Origin of the sequence: Aeromonas sp. FDAARGOS 1410 (assembly GCF_019048745.1) — a bacterium.
Taxonomy (GTDB): Bacteria; Pseudomonadota; Gammaproteobacteria; order Enterobacterales; family Aeromonadaceae; genus Aeromonas; species Aeromonas jandaei.
The window spans coordinates 4,277,140-4,294,476 of sequence record NZ_CP077401.1 but is presented as its reverse complement, the minus strand read 5'-3'; the positions used below and the strand labels follow the sequence as shown (position 1 = coordinate 4,294,476).

General features: G+C 62.1%; 15 protein-coding genes and 2 tRNA genes. 8 read left to right on the top strand and 9 right to left on the bottom strand.

What is annotated here, in order from left to right:
• The first annotated feature begins 13 nt into the window (after nucleotides 1–13).
• Together I6L40_RS19905 and I6L40_RS19900 are read left to right on the top strand one after the other, a co-directional pair.
• Nucleotides 14–89: transfer RNA gene (locus I6L40_RS19905), tRNA-Lys, on the top strand.
• A 17-nt stretch (nucleotides 90–106) separates the two neighbouring features.
• Nucleotides 107–182, top strand: a tRNA-Val gene (locus tag I6L40_RS19900).
• Between the two features lie 302 nt (nucleotides 183–484).
• Here the strand turns inward: I6L40_RS19900 and I6L40_RS19895 are convergent.
• On the bottom strand, nucleotides 485–1,798 hold the full coding sequence (locus I6L40_RS19895; protein ID WP_216994768.1) for a sodium-dependent transporter: 1,314 nt from the start codon (nucleotides 1,796–1,798) through the stop codon (nucleotides 485–487).
• A 416-nt stretch (nucleotides 1,799–2,214) separates the two neighbouring features.
• Between I6L40_RS19895 and I6L40_RS19890 the strand changes: the two genes are divergently transcribed.
• Nucleotides 2,215–2,934: an ABC transporter substrate-binding protein gene (locus I6L40_RS19890; protein WP_042030777.1), complete on the top strand. Its 720-nt coding sequence runs from the start codon at nucleotides 2,215–2,217 to the stop codon at nucleotides 2,932–2,934.
• 3 nt (nucleotides 2,935–2,937) lie between these two features.
• Here the strand turns inward: I6L40_RS19890 and I6L40_RS19885 are convergent, their stop codons facing one another.
• Together I6L40_RS19885 and I6L40_RS19880 are read right to left on the bottom strand one after the other, a co-directional pair.
• Nucleotides 2,938–4,251 carry a sodium-dependent transporter gene (locus I6L40_RS19885; RefSeq protein WP_216994767.1) on the bottom strand — a complete coding sequence of 438 codons (1,314 nt, stop codon included), beginning with the start codon at nucleotides 4,249–4,251 and terminating at the stop codon, nucleotides 2,938–2,940.
• A 211-nt stretch (nucleotides 4,252–4,462) separates the two neighbouring features.
• On the bottom strand, nucleotides 4,463–5,302 hold the full coding sequence (locus I6L40_RS19880; RefSeq protein ID WP_216994766.1) for an isopenicillin N synthase family oxygenase: 840 nt from the start codon (nucleotides 5,300–5,302) through the stop codon (nucleotides 4,463–4,465).
• A gap of 207 nt (nucleotides 5,303–5,509) precedes the next feature.
• Between I6L40_RS19880 and I6L40_RS19875 the strand changes: the two genes are divergently transcribed.
• Nucleotides 5,510–6,073, top strand: coding sequence for a DUF2799 domain-containing protein (locus I6L40_RS19875; RefSeq protein ID WP_033113966.1), 564 nt, complete (start codon nucleotides 5,510–5,512; stop codon nucleotides 6,071–6,073).
• Between the two features lie 51 nt (nucleotides 6,074–6,124).
• On the opposite strand, the gene I6L40_RS19870 is transcribed toward I6L40_RS19875, so the two are convergent.
• Both I6L40_RS19870 and I6L40_RS19865 read right to left on the bottom strand, forming a co-directional pair.
• Nucleotides 6,125–6,943 (bottom strand): Cof-type HAD-IIB family hydrolase, encoded by an 819-nt coding sequence (locus tag I6L40_RS19870; RefSeq protein WP_216994765.1) that lies wholly within the window; start codon nucleotides 6,941–6,943, stop codon nucleotides 6,125–6,127.
• A gap of 109 nt (nucleotides 6,944–7,052) precedes the next feature.
• Nucleotides 7,053–8,282 (bottom strand): MFS transporter, encoded by a 1,230-nt coding sequence (locus tag I6L40_RS19865; RefSeq protein ID WP_216994764.1) that lies wholly within the window; start codon nucleotides 8,280–8,282, stop codon nucleotides 7,053–7,055.
• 106 nt (nucleotides 8,283–8,388) lie between these two features.
• Between I6L40_RS19865 and I6L40_RS19860 the strand changes: the two genes are divergently transcribed.
• Both I6L40_RS19860 and I6L40_RS19855 read left to right on the top strand, forming a co-directional pair.
• Nucleotides 8,389–9,012, top strand: coding sequence for a metalloregulator ArsR/SmtB family transcription factor (locus tag I6L40_RS19860; RefSeq protein ID WP_209297220.1), 624 nt, complete (start codon nucleotides 8,389–8,391; stop codon nucleotides 9,010–9,012).
• 318 nt (nucleotides 9,013–9,330) lie between these two features.
• Nucleotides 9,331–9,807 (top strand): Lrp/AsnC family transcriptional regulator, encoded by a 477-nt coding sequence (locus I6L40_RS19855; protein WP_005304871.1) that lies wholly within the window; start codon nucleotides 9,331–9,333, stop codon nucleotides 9,805–9,807.
• Nucleotides 9,808–9,870: 63 nt separating this feature from the next.
• Here I6L40_RS19855 and I6L40_RS19850 read toward each other — a convergent pair whose 3' ends face one another.
• Nucleotides 9,871–10,188: a hypothetical protein gene (locus tag I6L40_RS19850; protein ID WP_041210257.1), complete on the bottom strand. Its 318-nt coding sequence runs from the start codon at nucleotides 10,186–10,188 to the stop codon at nucleotides 9,871–9,873.
• Nucleotides 10,189–10,493: 305 nt separating this feature from the next.
• Here I6L40_RS19850 and I6L40_RS19845 point away from each other — a divergent pair, with 305 nt between their 5' ends.
• Together I6L40_RS19845 and chrA are read left to right on the top strand one after the other, a co-directional pair.
• Nucleotides 10,494–10,949, top strand: a complete 456-nt coding sequence (locus tag I6L40_RS19845; RefSeq protein WP_216994763.1) for an NUDIX hydrolase — start codon at nucleotides 10,494–10,496, stop codon at nucleotides 10,947–10,949.
• 72 nt (nucleotides 10,950–11,021) lie between these two features.
• Nucleotides 11,022–12,170 (top strand): chromate efflux transporter, encoded by a 1,149-nt coding sequence (gene chrA / locus I6L40_RS19840; RefSeq protein ID WP_216994762.1) that lies wholly within the window; start codon nucleotides 11,022–11,024, stop codon nucleotides 12,168–12,170.
• Between the two features lie 315 nt (nucleotides 12,171–12,485).
• On the opposite strand, the gene msrB is transcribed toward chrA, so the two are convergent.
• From msrB to glgB, 3 genes are all read right to left on the bottom strand, one after another.
• Nucleotides 12,486–12,872 carry a peptide-methionine (R)-S-oxide reductase MsrB gene (gene msrB / locus I6L40_RS19835; RefSeq protein ID WP_033113220.1) on the bottom strand — a complete coding sequence of 129 codons (387 nt, stop codon included), beginning with the start codon at nucleotides 12,870–12,872 and terminating at the stop codon, nucleotides 12,486–12,488.
• Between the two features lie 68 nt (nucleotides 12,873–12,940).
• The gene (glgX, locus tag I6L40_RS19830; RefSeq protein ID WP_216994761.1) at nucleotides 12,941–15,097 is read right to left on the bottom strand and encodes a glycogen debranching protein GlgX; all 2,157 of its coding nucleotides are present in this window, start codon (nucleotides 15,095–15,097) and stop codon (nucleotides 12,941–12,943) included.
• Nucleotides 15,097–17,274, bottom strand: a complete 2,178-nt coding sequence (gene glgB / locus I6L40_RS19825) for a 1,4-alpha-glucan branching protein GlgB (RefSeq protein WP_042030422.1) — start codon at nucleotides 17,272–17,274, stop codon at nucleotides 15,097–15,099. The genes glgX and glgB overlap by 1 nt, the downstream gene beginning before the upstream one ends.
• Between the last annotated feature and the right edge of the window lie 63 nt (nucleotides 17,275–17,337).

Genomic DNA, 17,337 nt, shown 5'->3' with positions numbered 1-17,337 from the left:
AAATGATTTAGATGGGTCGTTAGCTCAGTCGGTAGAGCAGTTGACTTTTAATCAATTGGTCGCTGGTTCGAATCCAGCACGACCCACCATCATTTCAAGAATCCCAGGTCGTTTAGCTCAGCTGGGAGAGCACCTCCCTTACAAGGAGGGGGTCACTGGTTCGATCCCAGTAACGACCACCATATTCGCAAGCGAGGCTGAGATATCAGCTGCGGTTGCAGAGAAAGTCCCCACTCAGATGGGGATTTTTTTTGCCTGAAATTCAGTGATCAGCATTTTCTATTGCTCGATCTCTTAACCTGTCCCTCTGCTCCCGTCTGCTCCCGTTTGCTCCCGTCTGCTCCCGTCTTATCCAGCGCCCTTTCCATTCCCGCTCTTGGTCTGTTGATGCCTGCTCATCTTATTGCTGCTCCTTGACTGTCGCTTCTGGCGAGCGGCAAGAAAAAGGGCAGGCCAGAGCCTGCCCTCATCGCGATGAGCGACGTTACATGATCCCGCGGATCAGGATCCCGCTGATCAGCAGCGGTGCCACCACGCGCCAGCACCAGAGCAGCGCAAGGCGCAAGGAGGGTGACAGGCTTGCAGGCAGAATGGCATCACCCAGTCGCCAGCCCAGCAGCAGGGTCAGTACCAGACCAAACAGCGGCATCATCAGGTTAGAGGTGAGGTAGTCGAGCAGCTCGAAGATGGTCTTGCCAAACAGGGTCAGATCGTTCCAAGGGCCGAATGACAGGCTGACCGGAATGCCGGAGGCCATGATGAGCAGGGTCAATACCCGGCAGGCGCCACGGCGTGACCAGCCCCACTCCTCGGTGGTGAAGCGCACCAGATGCTCCAGCATGGAGATGGAGGAGGAGAGAGCGGCGACCAGCAGCAGCAGGAAGAAGATGACGCCTAACCCCTGACCGAACGGCAGATGGCTGAAGACGGCGGGCATGGTCATAAAGGTGAGCCCGGGCCCGGCAGTCGGGTCGATGCCGGTGGAGGCCAGCGCCGGGAAGATCATCAGCCCAGCCAGTACCGAGATCAGGCTGGCCAGGGTAACGACCCAGACGCCGGAGCGCACCACACCGTCGCTAGTGGGCAGGTAGGCGCCATAGGTGGTGTGTACCCCGAGCCCGATGGAGAGGGAGAAGAAGGCCAGTCCCAGCGCATCCAGCACGCTCTGGCCGGTCAGCATGGAGAAGTCCGGCAGCAGCAGCTGGCGCACACCCGCCATGGAGCCCGGCATGGAGAGGCCAACCCCCACCAGCAGCAACATCATGATGAACAGCGCCGGCATCATCCAGCGCAGCGCCCGCTCCACCCCTTTCTGAATGCCGCCCTGCACGAACCACCAGGTCAGGCCTGCGAAGATCAGATGGGTCAGCACCGGCCACCAGGGGTTGCTGACATAGCCGTTGAACAGGGCGGTGAGGGCGCTTCCCTCGCTCAGGTTGAGCTTGCCAGCCACCGCGAGCGTGGCGTAACCCACGGTCCAGCCGCCCACCACGCTATAGAAGCTGTAGATAAAGAAGCCGCAGGCGATCCCCATATACCCCATCCAGCGCCAGTTCGGCCCCACCAGCTTGCGGAAGGCGCCGAGCACCCCGCGCTGGCTATGGCTGCCGAGCAGGGTCTCGCCGACCTGTACCGCTACCCCCAGGGTGAAGCTGAACAGCAGAAACACCAGCAGGAAGGCGCCGCCGCCATTGGTGGCGGTCACATAGGGAAACTTCCAGATGGCACCAAGGCCAATCGCTGTGCCTGCTGCGGCCAACACATGACCAAGACGGGAAGACCACTGAACCTGGCTCATACAACCTCCGGGTAACACGACATCGAAGCAATACTCCTCTGTAGCAATAAACGACAGACAGCAAAAAGGCCGCCCGAGGCGACCTTTGCAATGAACATTCAGAAAACTGTGCGTGCAGGGTCACCTCTCTTGCGAGATAAAAAATCGACCAAACAGCACGAGGATGGCAGACATGGGTGACAGCCTGAATTGTGAATGAAGGCACAGCCTAAACCATGGAAAGAAAAATTGACACATAAAATAAAATTTTTTTGATAGCGATGGGCTGCATTCATGGTTCACCGCAGAGGCGGGGCTGGCGTGCCCTATCTTTTATCCCCTTTCACCCGTTACTGGGCGATAATCCAGCTAGCTTCTTGTGGAACTTGCGGTCATCAGCTGACTTTGCAGGTGCCAAACATGAGACAGGATGTCGTATGAGATGGATGGTTTTGCCCTGGCTGTTGTTGAGTCTGAGCTTGTCGGCCCAGCCGGGATTAACGCTGCTAAGTCATGATCTGCCCCCCTTTACCGAGTCCCGCGACGGCAAGCTCGACGGTCTGGCCATTCGGCTGGTGCAGCAGGTGCAGCATGAGCTGGGTAGTGATTATCCCGTCCGGCTCTATCCGCTCAAGCGCGCGCTGGCGTTGACTCAGGTCGAGCCGGGTTACGCGCTCTTTGTGGTGCAGCGGATCCCGGAGCGGGAGGCGCTGTTCAAATGGGTGGGCCCGCTTTTTATCAACCGGGTCTTTATCTATCAGGCGCCGGGCAGTGCCCGGCCACTGACCGAACTGGCCCAGCTGCGTCAACTGCCGAGAGTCGGGGTGGTGCTTGGCAATGCGGATGATGTGCGGCTGACCCACGAGGGCTACACCAATCTGGTGCGCTACAAAACGGTGACAGAGGCCATCGAGCGGCTGATGCTGGGCAAGATAGATGCCTTGCCGATGGCGGAGAGAGTCATGGATGCCACCCTCGACAAGATGGGGCTATCCCGTCACAGCGTGGCCAGCAGTGGCGTGCTGCTCCATGAGGCTGGCCTCTACATCGCCTTCTCCAGAGCCACTGACGATGGTGAGATAGTCCGTTGGCAACGAGCCCTGGACAAGGTGAGAGCCATAGATGGGCGGGCCGGTGAGCCCACCCATCATCATTGATCCTCAGATAAGACCGCGAACCAGGATCCCGCCGATCAGCAGCGGAGCAATCCAGCGCCAGCAGTTCATCAGCATGTGATGCCAGTGGGCAGAGAGCCCTTGCGGCAGCGCCTTACGCCCCAGTTTCCAGCCCAGCAGCAGCGTCAGCATCAGGCCGAACAGCGGCATCATCAGGTTGGAGGTGATGAAGTCGAGCAGCTCGAAGATGGTTTTGCCAAATAGGGTGACGTGTTGCAGCGGGCCAAACGACAGGCTGACCGGAATGCCGCACACCATGACGAACAGGGTGATGGCGCTGCAGGCGGTGCGACGCGACCAGCCCCAGGTTTCGCACAGGAAGCACTGCAGGTGCTCCAGCAGCGAAATGGCGGAGGAGAGCGCGGCAAAGACCAGCAGGGAGAAGAAGATCACCGCCAGACCCTGACCGAAGGGCAACAGCTGGAATACCGCCGGCATGGTCATGAAGGTGAGGCCCGGGCCCGCAGCAGGGTCGATACCGGTTGATGCCAGCACCGGGAAGATCATCAAGCCCGCCAGTACCGCCACCATGCTGGCCAGCAGCACCACCCAGAGGCTGGAGCGACCAACCCCTTCACTGGAGGGCAGGTAGGCGCCGTAGGTGGTATGAATACCCAGACCGATGGAGAGGGAGAAGAAGGCCAGCCCCATGGCGTCGAGCACGCCGGACATCCCCAGCTTGCTGAAATCGGGCATCAGGAAGTGGCGAACCCCCGCCATGGCGTTGGGCAGGGTGAGGCCAAAGGCGACCAGCATCAGGATCATCACGAACAGGGCCGGCATCATCCAGCGCAGGGTGCGTTCCACCCCTTTCTGGATCCCGCCCTGCACCACCATCCAGGTCAGTGCGGCAAACAACAGATGAGTGAGAATGGGCCAGACATCGCCGCTGACATAGTCATTGAAGCGGGCGGTGAGGGCCGCCGCATCCCCATGATTGAGCTGGCCGGCAGCGGCCATGCCGGTATAACCCAGGGTCCAGCCGCCCACCACGCTGTAGAAGCAGAAGATCAGCAGGGTGCTCAGCACCCCCATCACACCGACCCAGCTCCAGCGCTTGCCGAGCAGCTCGCCAAACGCACCCGCAACGCCGCGACGACTCATGCTGCCAAGCAGGGTCTCGCCCATCAGTACCGCAACCCCCAGGGTGAAGCTGAACAGCAGAAAGACCAGCAAAAAGGCACCACCGCCGTTGACGGCAGTGACGTAGGGAAACTTCCAGATTGCGCCGATACCGACGGCGGAGCCGGCGGCAGCGAGAATATAGCCGAGGCGGGAGGACCATTGGGACTGCATCATTTGAACTCCAATCGAGGGCCCATGGCTGGGCCAGAATGGCGCTCATATTACGGAAAGGGGTCCGCAATCACTACGCAGCTTGTCAGCCTTAAATACGATTTGTTGGCACGATTGCCTAATAAAATTCGCTTATTTGCGCGATTGTGCCAACAAATAAAAACCGGAGCATTTTTGCTCCGGTTTTGGATTGATGCCAGACTGGCAGGGCAGGTCAGATGACGCCCAGCTCGCGCAGCCGCTCCATCAGGTAGCTGTGGGCGGTATGACGCTCGGAGAGCACCACCTCGGGCCGCGGATGGAGGAACAGCGGCAGGGAGATGCGTGACTTGCTGGCGCTGCCGCCGGTCGGGTTGATGACGCGGTGGGTGGTGGAGGGGTAGTAGCCGCGGGAGGCCTCCTGCAGCATGTCGCCGATATTGATGATGAGGGTGCCAAAGTCGCACGGCACATCCATCCACTCGCCGTCGGAACCCTTCACCTGCAGACCGGGCTCGTTGGCGGCGGGGAGAATGGTGAGCAGGTTGATATCCTCGTGGGCGGCGGCGCGGATGGCACCCGGCTCCTCGGTGCCGTTGAACGGCGGATAGTGCAGCACCCGCAGCAGGGTCTTCTGGCTATCGTCGATCATCGAGGAGAGGGAGCAGCTGTAGTTGGCGGCGATATCGGCCGGGGTATGCTGCTCGACCCAGCCCAGCAGCTCGGCGGCCAGACCGTTGGCCAGACGATAGTACTCCATCGCCTGCTCTTTCAGATCTTCCGGCATCTGGCCCCAGGGGTAGATGTGGAAGTACTCCTTGATGTCTTTCTGGCTATGGCCCTTGGCCACCTCGGAGACCGATGGCGGGAAGTAGCCATCCTGGGTTTCGCGGTTGAACAGAAAATCCTGTTTCTGCTCGCTCATGAAGAAGCGATACCAGTTGTCGTAAATGGATTGCACCAGCTCTTTCGGGATGGGGTGGTTGGTCAACACACCAAAGCCGGTGGTACGCAGGGATTCGGTGAAGCGTTGGGCCGCATCGGGTGAGCGGTAATCGACGGTCAGGACTTTCATTGTTTTTGTTGCGCGCCAGTTAAAAGATGGCGCAGTTTACCCTGCAAGCCGTAACAAGGAAAGCAACGCAGCCTCCAGCGGCCGCCCCGTGCCTGATAGTGATAAAAACATCAGATAAAAGAGGCGGATAGTGGCGAGAGTGGCTCCCTTGTCCTGCCTGCCCATCCTCACTAGAATGCCAGCCACTGTCTTTTCCGGAGTTTGTCCATGTCCTCGAAGATCCTGTTGCTCACCCTGCCACTGCTGCTGGCCGGATGCAGCTCCCTGTCGGAAGATGAGTGCCGCACCATGAGCTGGTACAACCTTGGCTATCAGGATGGCGAGCAGGGCAAGACCCGCAATCAGGCGCGGGACTACGTCTCCACCTGCGGCGAGTATGGCCTCAAGGTGGACGAGGCGGAGTGGAAACGGGGTTACGACAAGGGGCTGGAGCTCTACTGCATCCCCGAGCTGGCCTACAGCAAGGGCAAGGAGGGGCAGGAGTATCGCGGTGTCTGTCCCAATGACGCCAGCTTCCTCAAGCAGTACCAGCGCGGCTATGAAGAGTACAAGCTGGCGACCCGGCTGCGGGAGATCAGCGACGAGTTGGAGCGCACCGAGCGGGATATCGACGATCTCGAGCGCAGCATCCGCAACGAGACCAACAGCGAGCAGCGCGACTACTACCGCGCCAAGCGCAATCGCGCCATTCGCCACTATGAATCCCTGCGCCGCGAATATGACCGGCTACGCTATCCGGATCGGGTGATCCAGTTCTCCTTCGGCAACTAAGCCATCTCTTGTGGCCAGCCATTGCGGCTGGCCATCTTGCATCCTGTCCGCTCAGGGCAGAACCCAGCGCTGCAGCGCCAGCGCAATGCCATCCTCGTTGTGATCGGCGGTGACCTGATCGGCATGGTGCTGGATCTGCGGCGCCGCATTGCCCATCGCCACCGCCAGCCCCACCTGCTCGAACATGCTGATGTCGTTGTTGTTGTCACCAAACGCCACCACCTGCTCCATCGCAATGCCCTCGCTGGCGGCCCACTGGGCCAGCCGGTTGCCCTTGCTGCAGCCGGGCTGCACCAGCTCCACCGCGTAGGGGGCAGCCCAGTCGCGGGTGAAGGGGATGAGGTCGCGCTCTTCGTCCATAAAGCGGTGCAGGCGCGCCGGATCCTGATTGAACAGCTCCAGCTTCCAGACCGGGTTGTCGAGCCAGCCTGCCAGCTCCTCGACCGGATGGATGGCGATCTTCAGGTGGTCCGGCTGATTGGCCGACCAGTGGCGGATGCGGGTGACATGCTCCTCGCAGCCGATGTAGCCGATCCCCTCGCTCAGGTGGAACAGGGCGCCCATCTGCTGCGCCTCGACTTGTGCCAGCAGGGCGTTGAGCGGCGCGCTTGCCAGCGGATCGCCGGCCAGAATGCGATCTGTCGTCGGGTCGTAGAGGCAGGCGCCGTTGCTGCAGATGATGGGGGTATCGAGCGCCAGCTCGTGGTGAAAGGGGCGCGCCGTCATGAAGTGGCGCCCGGTGACCAGCAGCACCTTGATACCGTGGGCGCGCGCCTGCGCCAGTGCCGCCCGGGTGGCCGACGAGATCCTGTGATCCCGGGTCAGCAGGGTGCCATCCATATCGAGGGCGATGGCCTTGTACTCACTCATAACACCTCCAGCATCGAACAAACCAGCAAGAGCCTTACCGTCCCAGACCCGGCGCCCCGATGCAAGTTTTGCCGCATGACGGAGCGCCGAACTGTGATCTTTTGCCGGCTCAGGCGCAACTGGCCAACTGCTGGCGGCGGTCGGCACGCTGGCGCAGCAGATAGAAACCGGCGGCGCTGGCAAGGGCGCAGAGGGTGGCGAGGTAGAAGGGCCACTCGCTCCCTGCCAGCAGTACCAGACTGCCCAGCACGACCGCCAGGATCTCGCTGCCCACCGCGAGGGCGCGGTAGAGCCCCATCGCCTGTCCCTGCTGCTCGGCATGGCTGCGGTTGGAGACCGCCACCGAGGTGGCCAGCTCCCCCAGACTCATGCCGATGCCGGCCGGAATGAAGGTGAGCGCCAGTCCCCACCAGTGGCTCGGCAGGATAAAGAGCAACATGCCGCTCGCCATCACCAGATGGCCGACGATGCCGAGAGTGCTGCCGCGCCAGTGGCGGGCAATCCGTGAGCCGAGCCAGGAGCCTGCCATCATCGGCAGGCTCACCAGCACCGCCGCCTGCGCCAGCTGGGCCGGATCCCAGGCCAGCCGCTCCACCAGCCAGATATTGAAGTAGGTGAAGTAGAGCTGCACCGCGCCATAGCTGACCAGAGTGAGGGTGAAGTAGGGGAGCAGGGCCGGTTGCAGCAACAGCTGGCGGCTGGAGAGGGTCGGTGCCTGCCGGGCGGCTGCCACCGGCGGGCGATGGGGCACCAGCCAGAGCACCAGCAGCAGGTTGAGCAGGGTCATCGCGACGGCCAGCCAGGCCGCCAGACTGTAATCCCCCGAGATCACCGCGGCGTAGCCCCCGATCACCGGCCCCACCACCCAGCCCAGATTCATGCCGATATTGATCCAGGCGAAGCTGCGCGCCTTGTGCTCCTTGCCGGCGAGATCCGCCGCCATCGCCTGCACGATGGCGATGTTGCCGTTGCACAGCCCCTCCACCACCCGGCTGAGCAGCAGCAGGGGGAGGGATCGCCAGGCGATGCCGAGCGCCATCAGGGCATAGCCGGTCAGCACGCCAGCCAGCGAGAGCAGCAGCAGTGGCTTGCGGCCGTAGCGGTCGGAGAGCCGCCCGAGCCAGGGGCTGCCCACCAGCTGGAACAGGGGATAGAGCCCCATGATGACCCCCAGCCACACCTTGCGGCTCCAGTCGGAGGCTTCCGGCGTCAGCATCCCCTGCGCCGGATCCAGCAGCAAGGGGGCCAATACCGGGGAGGGGAGGCTGAAGCCGGCGACCGCCAGCGTGACCGTCATCACCAGCACCCAGAGGGGGTTTTTGTGCCGTTGTTTCGCCATGTTGCATCCATTAAGTAAAGTAATTGGTTTATTTATGCTGGGTGATAATCGGTATTAAGTAAAGTGAATTGTTGATTTAATAAAGGGGGCTCCCCATAATGGAGTCATGAACGCAAGCACCGACAAGATCCTGTTTCTGCTCAAGAGCCATGGCCCGCAGAGCGCCGCCGCGCTGGGGGAGCAGTTGCAGATGACCTCCATGGGCGCCCGCCAGCACCTGCTCGCACTGGAGCAGGAGGGGTGGGTCACATTCAGCGACGAGGCGCGCGGACGCGGTCGTCCCGTGCGGCTGTGGCAGCTGACCGAGCAGGCCTGGCAGCGCTTCCCCGATACCCATAGCGACCTGACCGTGCAGCTGATCGACAACGTGCGCGAGCTGTTTGGCGAGGAGGGGATGGAGCGGCTGATCCTGCAGCGGGAGCAGCAGATGCTGGCGCGCTATCAGCAGACCCTGGGCAGCAAGGGGTTGTCCGGTCGGCTGGAGGCGCTCAGGGAGCTGCGCAGCCGCGAAGGCTATATGGCGGAGATCCGCCGTGAGGAGGATGGCAGCTGGCTGCTGTGGGAGAGTCACTGCCCCATCTGTGCGGCGGCGCGCAGCTGCCGTGGTTTTTGTCGCAGCGAGCTGGCGCTGTTTCGCCAGCTGCTGGCACCGGCGACGGTGGAGCGTGAGCAGTATCTGCTGGATGGCGCGCACCGCTGCCTCTATCGCATCACGCCGACCGCGCTCTGATAGCGCCGTTGGCAACCCTCCAAAAACAACAAAGCAGGCGCCGGGATGCCTGCTTTGTTGCCTTCGGGGGAGTGGATGCTCTCGTTCCAGCCCGTCGTTGCCCGATAAGGTGAGACGGCTGATGGGGCTCTTGACCCGGTAAGGTCCTTCGCCACAGAGACCCGGTCAGGTATCTGTCTTGCCACCGGAAGATGTAACCATAGTATCCCTCCCGTGCCAGTGAGTGGTTGCAAAGTAGCCACTTATTTCGGTTGTTTTTGCAATAGTTCACCCTTAACCTAGGAAAAGTGGATTAGTCATTGCAACGAGGAAGGGGTAATGCTGAAACTGGATCGCATAGACAGACACATTCTGGAACTGATGCAGGAGAATGGCCGCATCAGCAATCTCGAACTGGCCGAGCTGGTGGGGCTCTCGCCGTCACCCTGCTCCCGTCGGGTCAAGGCGCTGGAGGATGCCGGTCTCATCGACACCCACGTCACCCTGCTCAATGCCCGCCAGCTTGGTCTCACCCTCACCGCCTACATTCATATCTCCATGGACCGCCACACGCCGGAACGGTTCGAAAACTTCGACCGTGCCATCAGCGAGCTGCCCGAAGTGCTCGAGTGTGACCTCATCACCGGCAACGATGCCGACTACCAGCTCAAGGTAGTGGTGCGCGACATGGAGCACTACCAGCACTTCCTGCTGGACAAGCTGACCCATATTCCGGGGGTGACCGGGGTGCGCTCCAGCTTCGTGCTGCGCCGCATCAAGCACAAGACGGCGCTGCCGCTCAACCACCTCGGCTAACGGCGGGGCGACCAAAAGCAAAAGAGGAGGCCAATGCCTCCTCTTTGTTTAACCGGTTACCGGTCAGACGGCCACTTCGCGGACCTGCTCCACCTGCAGCAGCCAGCCGCTCTGATCCTGTTGCGGCGCCCCGCTCACCCGCAGCCGTTCCCCTGCGGGCACCCAGGCCCCGTCGGGCAGGGAGACCTGCAGACTCTCGCTACCGTTGTCGAACAGCCAGCGATTTTCACCAAGCGATTCAATCAGATAACCTTCCATCTCCACTCTGGATCCGGTTTGCCAGGATGGCGCAACGGAATCACGGCTCTCGATGAAATCCCCCTGAACACCAAAACTGGCTAGCCCCCACAGAATGGAGAGCCCGACCAATGATGACTCCATCTTGTCTCTCCTCTTTTGGAACTGTGGGGCCAGTATGGGAAGAGAAAACTGAGCGCTCTATGAACAAAACCGCAAAGTGGAACCGGGATCGCTAAAAAATCGATATCCGGTACCACTTTCGTCATTTTATGGCGCAGAGATCACACTCTCTGGCGGCTTGCTCCGTAGTGGCGGTCGTTACTGGCGTATCTCTCTGCGGGCCGTTTTTGCGGTTGATGGCGTGCAGCGCCTCCGGCAGGCTTGTCCTGCCCGTTTATCCGGCCTAAGGTAGGCCGTTTTCATTGCGCCATCGAGGAGGCTTGCTCATGTCCACCCCCTATCCCCGCGTCGGTGTCGGCGTCATCCTGACCAACCGCGACGGTCTGGTGCTGCTTGGCAAGCGCAAGGGGAGCCACGCCCCCTACTGGTCCATCCCGGGCGGTCATCTCGAGCTGGGGGAGAGCTTCGAATCGGCGGCGATCCGCGAGGTGGCCGAAGAGACCGGGCTGGCGATCAGCGCGCCCGAGGTGGTGGCGGTGACCAACAATCTGGAGACCTGGCGCGAGAGCGGCCTGCACTATATCTCGGTCACCCTGTACGCCCGGGCCGAGGGCGAGCCGCAACTGCTGGAGCCGGAGAAGTGCGAGGGGTGGATCTGGTGTGATCCGCGCGCGCTGCCCGAACCCCACTTCGATGCCAGTCGCCAGTCGATCGCCTGCTGGCTGGCGGGGCGCTGCTATCTGCCGGGTGATGTGGCCATGGTGTCGGCCGGATCAGCCTGATTGTCATAAAAAGATCATCGCGCTGTCATATTATCTCCTCTCCATCGGCGTGAAAGGGACGGGAGCAGCAGCGTGGGGGAGGTCTTTTGGCGGTTTTTGTGGCTGGGATGCGTCAGTTTTGGCGGCCCGGCCGCCCATATCGGGTATTTCCAGCGCACCTTTGTCCAGCGCCTGGGCTGGCTGGAGCAGGGCGAATTTGCCCGCCTGCTGGCGCTCTGCCAGCTGCTGCCGGGGCCAGCTTCCAGCCAGCTGGGCTTTGCCATCGGCCGCCATCGTGCCGGCCTTGGCGGGGCGCTGGCCGCCTTTGTCGGTTTCACCCTTCCCTCTTTTATCCTGCTGCTGGCGGCTGCCCTCGGGGTGGCGCTGGTGGGCAGCAACCTCTGGCTGGCGAGCGCCCTGCACGGCCTCAAGCTGCTGGCGCTGATCGTGGTGGCCGATGCCGTGCTCGCCATGAGTCGCCAGTTCTGCAGCAACCGCTTGGCTCAGGGGATCATGGTGGCGACCGCCGCCGCGCTCTGGTGGCAACCCGGTTTGCTGACCCAGCTGGGGATGCTGGCGCTCGCCGCGCTGCTCTCGGCCCGCTTCCAGCGCGGGGAGGGGAGGCAAGGGGCAGCCGAGCCACGAGCTGCCACCACCAGTCAGCCAAACTGGCTGCTTCTGCTGCTCTTTGTCGCCCTCTTTTTTGGCCTGCCGCTGCTCGGTGGCCCCCTTGGTCAGCTGGTGGCCGACTTCTATCGGGCGGGCGCGCTGGTGTTTGGTGGTGGCCACGTGGTGCTGCCGCTGCTGGCCGAGAGCGTGGGCCACACCCTCAGCGAACAGCAGTTCCTGACCGGTTACAGTCTGGCCCAGCTGGTGCCGGGCCCCATGTTTACCCTTGCCACCTACCTTGGCACCCAGCTGTTGCCCGGGACGCCGCTGCTCGGGGCCTTGTCGGCGACGCTGGCGCTCTTTGCGCCCGGCTTCCTGCTGCTCTGGGCGGTGGGGCCTTGCTGGCAGCAGTGGCTGGCAAGGCCTCGTCTGGCGGGGGCCGTCGCTGGCATCAATGCGGGCGTGGTGGGGCTTTTGCTGGCCGCGCTCTACCAGCCGGTGTGGCAGAGCGCCGTGCTGGCGCCCACCGATCTGGCGCTGGCCGTTATCGGCTTTTATCTGCTGCGGGTGGTGAAGCTGCCGGTGCCGGCCATCGCAGGGTTGCTGGTGCTGGCGGCTCTGTTGCAGGTGTGACGGGGGTTTTCCCTGCTGTGTTTTCAGGGGATGCCGCTTGGCGTTTTGCTGTTAATCGCCCATAGCGGATCGGGCACTGGCCTGTGGCGGCGGCCAACATGCCGCGAAAGGCGAGAGAAGCTATGAGTGGCTTGGTATAAGTAAAAGTTTGGCCATTCCACCAAAACTCATAAATCAAATTTATAGTGTCGGCTTGGCGGTGCGGCAGGCTCCGGGGCGGTGATCGCCGCTTACAGAGGGCCCCCTCCGATCCTGTCAGGCAGATAAAAAACGGCGCCTCCGTGATGGAGGCGCCGTTTCTGTAGCTGGTCGGGCTCAGGCGTCCGGCTCGAAGTCGAGGCTCAGGCTGTTGACGCAGTAGCGCTGGCCGGTATCGGTCGGCCCGTCGGGGAAGACGTGACCGAGGTGGGAGCCGCACTGGCTGCAGGTGATCTCCACCCGCTTCATGCCGTGGCTGTTGTCCTCGGTGTAGGTCACGGTTCCCTCGATGGCACGGTCGAACGAGGGCCAGCCGCAGCCGGAGTCAAACTTCGCATCTGAGTGGAACAGTACGCTCTTGCAGCAGACGCAGAGGTAGTCGCCACTCTTGCGATTGTGGAGCAGGGCGCCGCTGTAGGGGCGCTCGGTGCCCTTCTCCCAGCAGACATGAAACTGCTCGGCGCTCAGCTTGCTGCGCCACTGTTCCGGGTTGTTACTGCTCATACCGACTCCTTGCCATCAATAACGGAGCCCAGCATAGCGGCTCCGTAAAGCTGACTCCAGCATGCCTGTTATGGTTTGCCCGGATCTGTGATCGGGGTTTCAGCCATATCCGCACTGGATGCCGGCAGCAGTGCCTGTTCCGGCGGCTGGGCATCCTCAGCCGTGCAGGCCAGTGCCACCCGCTCCAGCAGTTTGAGAGAGTGGGCGCGGCCGACCGCCACCTGCCGCTTGATATCGTCGGGCAGGAACGGCAGCCCGTCGTTGGTGGCGGTGTCGATGGTCTGGATCCACTCCAGCCCTTCCCCCGGCGGTGGCAGGCGGAACTGGATATCGTAGTCGCTGGCGTTGAACAGCACGTACCAGCGCTCGCCGACGCAGTTGATCATGCCGATATCCATGGCAAACGCCTGCCCCATGGGGGCGTGCCAATCCTGATCGGTGAGCTGGTGGCCATCCGGGTGATACCAGTTGACCTGATGGCAGCTGGTGGCGGTGCCGTGCCAGCTGTCATCGCTCAGTTGCAGGTTGGAGAAAACGGTGGACTCCGCCCGCAGCGCCATCATCTGCTGGGTGAAGGCGAACAGCCGCTCATCCTCCGGTCGCCACTGCCAGTTGACCCAGCTGATCTGGTTGTCCTGACAGTAGGCGTTGTTGTTGCCAAGCTGGCTGCGCCCCATCTCGTCGCCGGCGAGGAAGTGCGGGGTGCCCTGGGAGAGCAGCAGGGTGGCGATCAGATTGCGCTTCTGCTGCTGGCGCAGGTTGTTGATGCGCGGATCCAGGGTCGGCCCCTCGACGCCGTGATTACTGGAGAGGTTGTTGCCGTGGCCGTCGCGGTTATCCTCGCCGTTGGCCTGATTGTGGCGCTGGTTGTAGGAGACCAGATCCTCCAGGGTGAAGCCGTCGTGATAGCAGAGGTAGTTGACGCTGGTGTGAGGCGAGCGCCAGTTCTTCGGGAAGAGGTCCCGCGAGCCGACCAGCCGGGTGGCAAAGTCGCCCATCTTGCCCGCATCGCCGCGCCAGAAGGAGCGCACCGTGTCACGGTAGCGGTCGTTGATCTCCAGCCACTGGCTCGGGAACTGGCCGAGGCGATAACCGAAGGGGCCGATATCCCAGGGTTCGGCGATGAGTTTGACCTGTGACAGCACGGGGTCGGCCATCACCGCCTTGAAGAAGGCGCCCATGGGGTCGAACTCGCCCGCTTCCCGCGCCAGCGTCACCGCCAGATCGAAGCGGAAGCCATCCACCTGCATCTCGGTCACCCAGTAGCGCAGGGCATCGAGCACCAGTCGCAGGGTGTTGGGGTGATCCAGATTGACGCTGTTGCCACAGCCGGTGACGTTGGCGTGGCGGGTGTAATCGGGGCCGTGGGAGCCCGCCTCGAAGGCGTAGTAACCGGCGTTGTCAAAGCCCTTGAAGGAGAGCATGGGGCCGTCGAAGCCCGACTCGGCGGTGTGGTTGTAGACCACATCCAGAATCACCTCGAGCCCGGCCCGGTGCAGTTCGCGCACCATGGTCTTGAACTCGGTCACGGCATCGTCTTGTCTGGTGCCGTAACGGGGCTCGGGGGCGAAGAAAGCGATGGGGTTGTAGCCCCAGTAGTTGGTGAGTCCCAGCTCTTCCAGCCGGGGCTCCGACATGAAGGCGGCCACCGGCATCAGCTGTAGCGAGGTGATGCCGAGGGACTTCATGTGTTCGATCATCAGCGGGTGGCTGATGCCAAGATAGGTGCCCTGCAGCTCCTTGGGGATCCCCGGGTGCTGGCGGGTAAAGCCCTTGACGTGGGCCTCGTAGAGAATGGTGCGCGAGTGGCAGATGGCCGGTTTGCTCACCCCCTGCCAGTCGAAGGCGTCATCCACCACCAGCGACTTGGCGATCATGGCGGCGCTGTCGCCCTGATAGAGGGCGTTGTCCCAGTAGGTGGGGCGGCTCACCGCCTGGGCATAAGGGTCGATCAGCAGCTTTTGCGGGTCGAACAGCATCCCCTCCTGGGGGATGCCATAGACCCGGTAGCCGTAGCGCTGACCTGCTTGTACGCCGCTTAAATAGCCAAAGCGATACTGGCCGCGGCGGCCGGGCAGCTCGAGGCGCGCCAGCTCCTGCTCCTGTTCGTCGAACAGACAGAGTTCCACCTTGTCCGACTGGGGAGCCCAGACGCAGAAGTTGCAACCGTTCTCGTCAAGACGGGCCCCCAGCGGGTAGCCCGACCCTTTTTCCATTACCAGCATCAGGACTCCTGTTTGATGAACAAGGTCGCCAGTGGCGGCAGATCCAGCACTATGCTGTGTGCCATCCCCTGCCAGGGGGTCGGCTCGGCCGCAAAGACCAGACCCACATCATAGTTGCTGCCCCAGTAATACTCGCTGTCGGTATTGAGCACCACCCGATAGTGGCCCGCCGCCGGTACGCCAATCCGGTATTCGATGCGCGGCACCGGCGTGAAGTTGCACGCCACCATGATGGCCTGTTTGCCCTCTTTGTCGGCCCGCAGCCAGGCAAAGATGCTGTTGTCGGCATCGTTGTGATCTAGCCAGCGGAAGCCGTTCTGCTCATAGTCCGCCTGATACAAGGCAGGCTCATGACGGTAGAGGTGGTTGAGATCGTGGATCAACCGCTGCTGGCCGCCGTGCTTGGGATATTGCAGCAGGTGCCAGGGCAGCTGGGCATCGTGGTTCCACTCGTTGCTCTGGGCGATTTCGGTGCCCATGAAGTTGAGCTTTTTGCCCGGGTGGCCGTACATAAAGCCCATGTAGGCGCGCAGGTTGGCGGCCTGCTGCCACTCGTCGCCCGGCATCTTGTAGAGCATGGAGTGCTTGCCGTGTACCACCTCGTCGTGAGAGAGCGACAGGATGAAGTTCTCGTCATAGTGGTAAACCATGGAGAAGGTCATGTCGTTGTGGTGATAGCGACGGTGGATCGGCTCTTTCTGCATGTAGGTGAGGGTGTCGTGCATCCAGCCCATATTCCACTTGAAGCCAAAGCCCAGGCCGCCGAGGAAGGTGGGACGGGAGACCCCGGCAAAGGCGGTGGACTCCTCGGCGATGGTCATGGCGTGGGGGTACTTGCGATAGACCTCCTCGTTGGTCCACTTGAGCAGGCTGATAGCCTCGTAGTTGTGGTTGCCGCCATCGACGTTCGGTACCCACTCGCCGGCGTTGCGCGAGTAATCCAGATAGAGCATGGAGGCGACTGCATCGACCCGCAGACCGTCGATATGGAACTTGTCGAGCCAGAACAGGGCGCTCGCCACCAGGAACTGGCGCACGGTATTGCGGCCGAAGTCGTAGATGTAGGAGTTCCAGTCCGGGTGCCAGCCACGGCGTGGATCCTCGTACTCGTAGAGCGGGGTGCCGTCGAAGCGGGCCAGGCCGTGGGCATCGGACGGGAAGTGGGCAGGCACCCAGTCCAGAATGATGCCGATCCCGGCCTGGTGGCACTGATCGACGAAGTATTTGAAATCATCAGCGGTGCCGTAGCGGCTGGTGGGGGAGAACATACCCACCGGCTGGTAGCCCCAGGATCCGCTGAAGGGGTGTTCGGAGACCGGCAGCAGCTCGATGTGGGTGTACTCCATCTCCTTGATGTAGGCGACCAGCTCGACCGCCAGTTCGCGCCAGCTCAGGCTGTCGCCATTGGGGTGACGCTTCCAGGAGCCGACGTGCAGCTCATAGATGGAGAGCGGCTGCTCGCGCTTGTCGTTGAGCTGGCTCTCGCGCCAGGCGGCATCCTGCCACTGGTACTGGTCGTGGTCATAGACCACGGAGGCGAAGGAGGGGTACTGCTCGCAGTAGAAGCCGACCGGGTCGCTCTTGTGCGGCAGCCGGTTGCCCATGGGATCCTTGAGCTCGAATTTGTAGCGATCCCCGGCCTTGATGCCCGGCACGAACAGCACCCAGTGACCGCACTGGCTGCGCTCCATCGGGTGGCGACGGCCATCCCAGAAGTTGAAATCGCCGATCAGGCTCACCGAGGTGGCGCTCGGTGCATAGACCGCAAAACGAACCCCTTCCACCTGCTGACCGAGATGCTCCACGGTGCGCAGCTGGGCGCCAAGGGTGTGGTAGAGGTTTTCCGGCTGGGCGGTCAGTTCGGCCAGGCCTGCCCAGGCGGCATCCTGAAACTGGTAGGGATCGATGACTTCGGCAGTCGCTTCTGCGTAACTGACGAGCAACTGGTAGGGGAAGGCGTTCTTGCGGCGGGTGAAAACAGTTTCAAAAAGACCCGATTCATCGGTGGGCGCCAGGGTGGCAACAACTTTGCCCGACTTGAGATCCTTGACGCGAACTTCAACGGCATCAGGCAACCAGGCAGTCAGTTTGAGGCCGGGCCCATCCGGATTGGCCTGCAGGCCTAAGTGTGAGAAGGGATCGGAACAGCGGGCAGCAACCAAACGTTCAACGAGCATCGAGATTTCCTTTCATGACAGAGCGTCCGCTCCGGCCTGAGCCGGAGCGGATTTAGGTGAGTC

What these genes read in the sequence shown, in the direction of transcription:
- I6L40_RS19885 (WP_216994767.1), bottom strand. Translation starts at nt 4,251, where the DNA reads ATGATGCAGTCCCAATGGTCCTCCCGCCTCGGCTATATTCTCGCTGCC.
- I6L40_RS19860 (WP_209297220.1), top strand. Translation starts at nt 8,389, where the DNA reads ATGAACGCAAGCACCGACAAGATCCTGTTTCTGCTCAAGAGCCATGGC.
- I6L40_RS19865 (WP_216994764.1), bottom strand. Translation starts at nt 8,282, where the DNA reads ATGGCGAAACAACGGCACAAAAACCCCCTCTGGGTGCTGGTGATGACG.
- glgX (WP_216994761.1), bottom strand. Translation starts at nt 15,097, where the DNA reads ATGCTGGTAATGGAAAAAGGGTCGGGCTACCCGCTGGGGGCCCGTCTT.
- msrB (WP_033113220.1), bottom strand. Translation starts at nt 12,872, where the DNA reads ATGAGCAGTAACAACCCGGAACAGTGGCGCAGCAAGCTGAGCGCCGAG.
- I6L40_RS19855 (WP_005304871.1), top strand. Translation starts at nt 9,331, where the DNA reads ATGCTGAAACTGGATCGCATAGACAGACACATTCTGGAACTGATGCAG.
- I6L40_RS19845 (WP_216994763.1), top strand. Translation starts at nt 10,494, where the DNA reads ATGTCCACCCCCTATCCCCGCGTCGGTGTCGGCGTCATCCTGACCAAC.
- I6L40_RS19875 (WP_033113966.1), top strand. Translation starts at nt 5,510, where the DNA reads ATGTCCTCGAAGATCCTGTTGCTCACCCTGCCACTGCTGCTGGCCGGA.
- I6L40_RS19895 (WP_216994768.1), bottom strand. Translation starts at nt 1,798, where the DNA reads ATGAGCCAGGTTCAGTGGTCTTCCCGTCTTGGTCATGTGTTGGCCGCA.
- I6L40_RS19890 (WP_042030777.1), top strand. Translation starts at nt 2,215, where the DNA reads ATGAGATGGATGGTTTTGCCCTGGCTGTTGTTGAGTCTGAGCTTGTCG.
- I6L40_RS19880 (WP_216994766.1), bottom strand. Translation starts at nt 5,302, where the DNA reads ATGAAAGTCCTGACCGTCGATTACCGCTCACCCGATGCGGCCCAACGC.
- I6L40_RS19870 (WP_216994765.1), bottom strand. Translation starts at nt 6,943, where the DNA reads ATGAGTGAGTACAAGGCCATCGCCCTCGATATGGATGGCACCCTGCTG.
- glgB (WP_042030422.1), bottom strand. Translation starts at nt 17,274, where the DNA reads ATGCTCGTTGAACGTTTGGTTGCTGCCCGCTGTTCCGATCCCTTCTCA.
- I6L40_RS19850 (WP_041210257.1), bottom strand. Translation starts at nt 10,188, where the DNA reads ATGGAGTCATCATTGGTCGGGCTCTCCATTCTGTGGGGGCTAGCCAGT.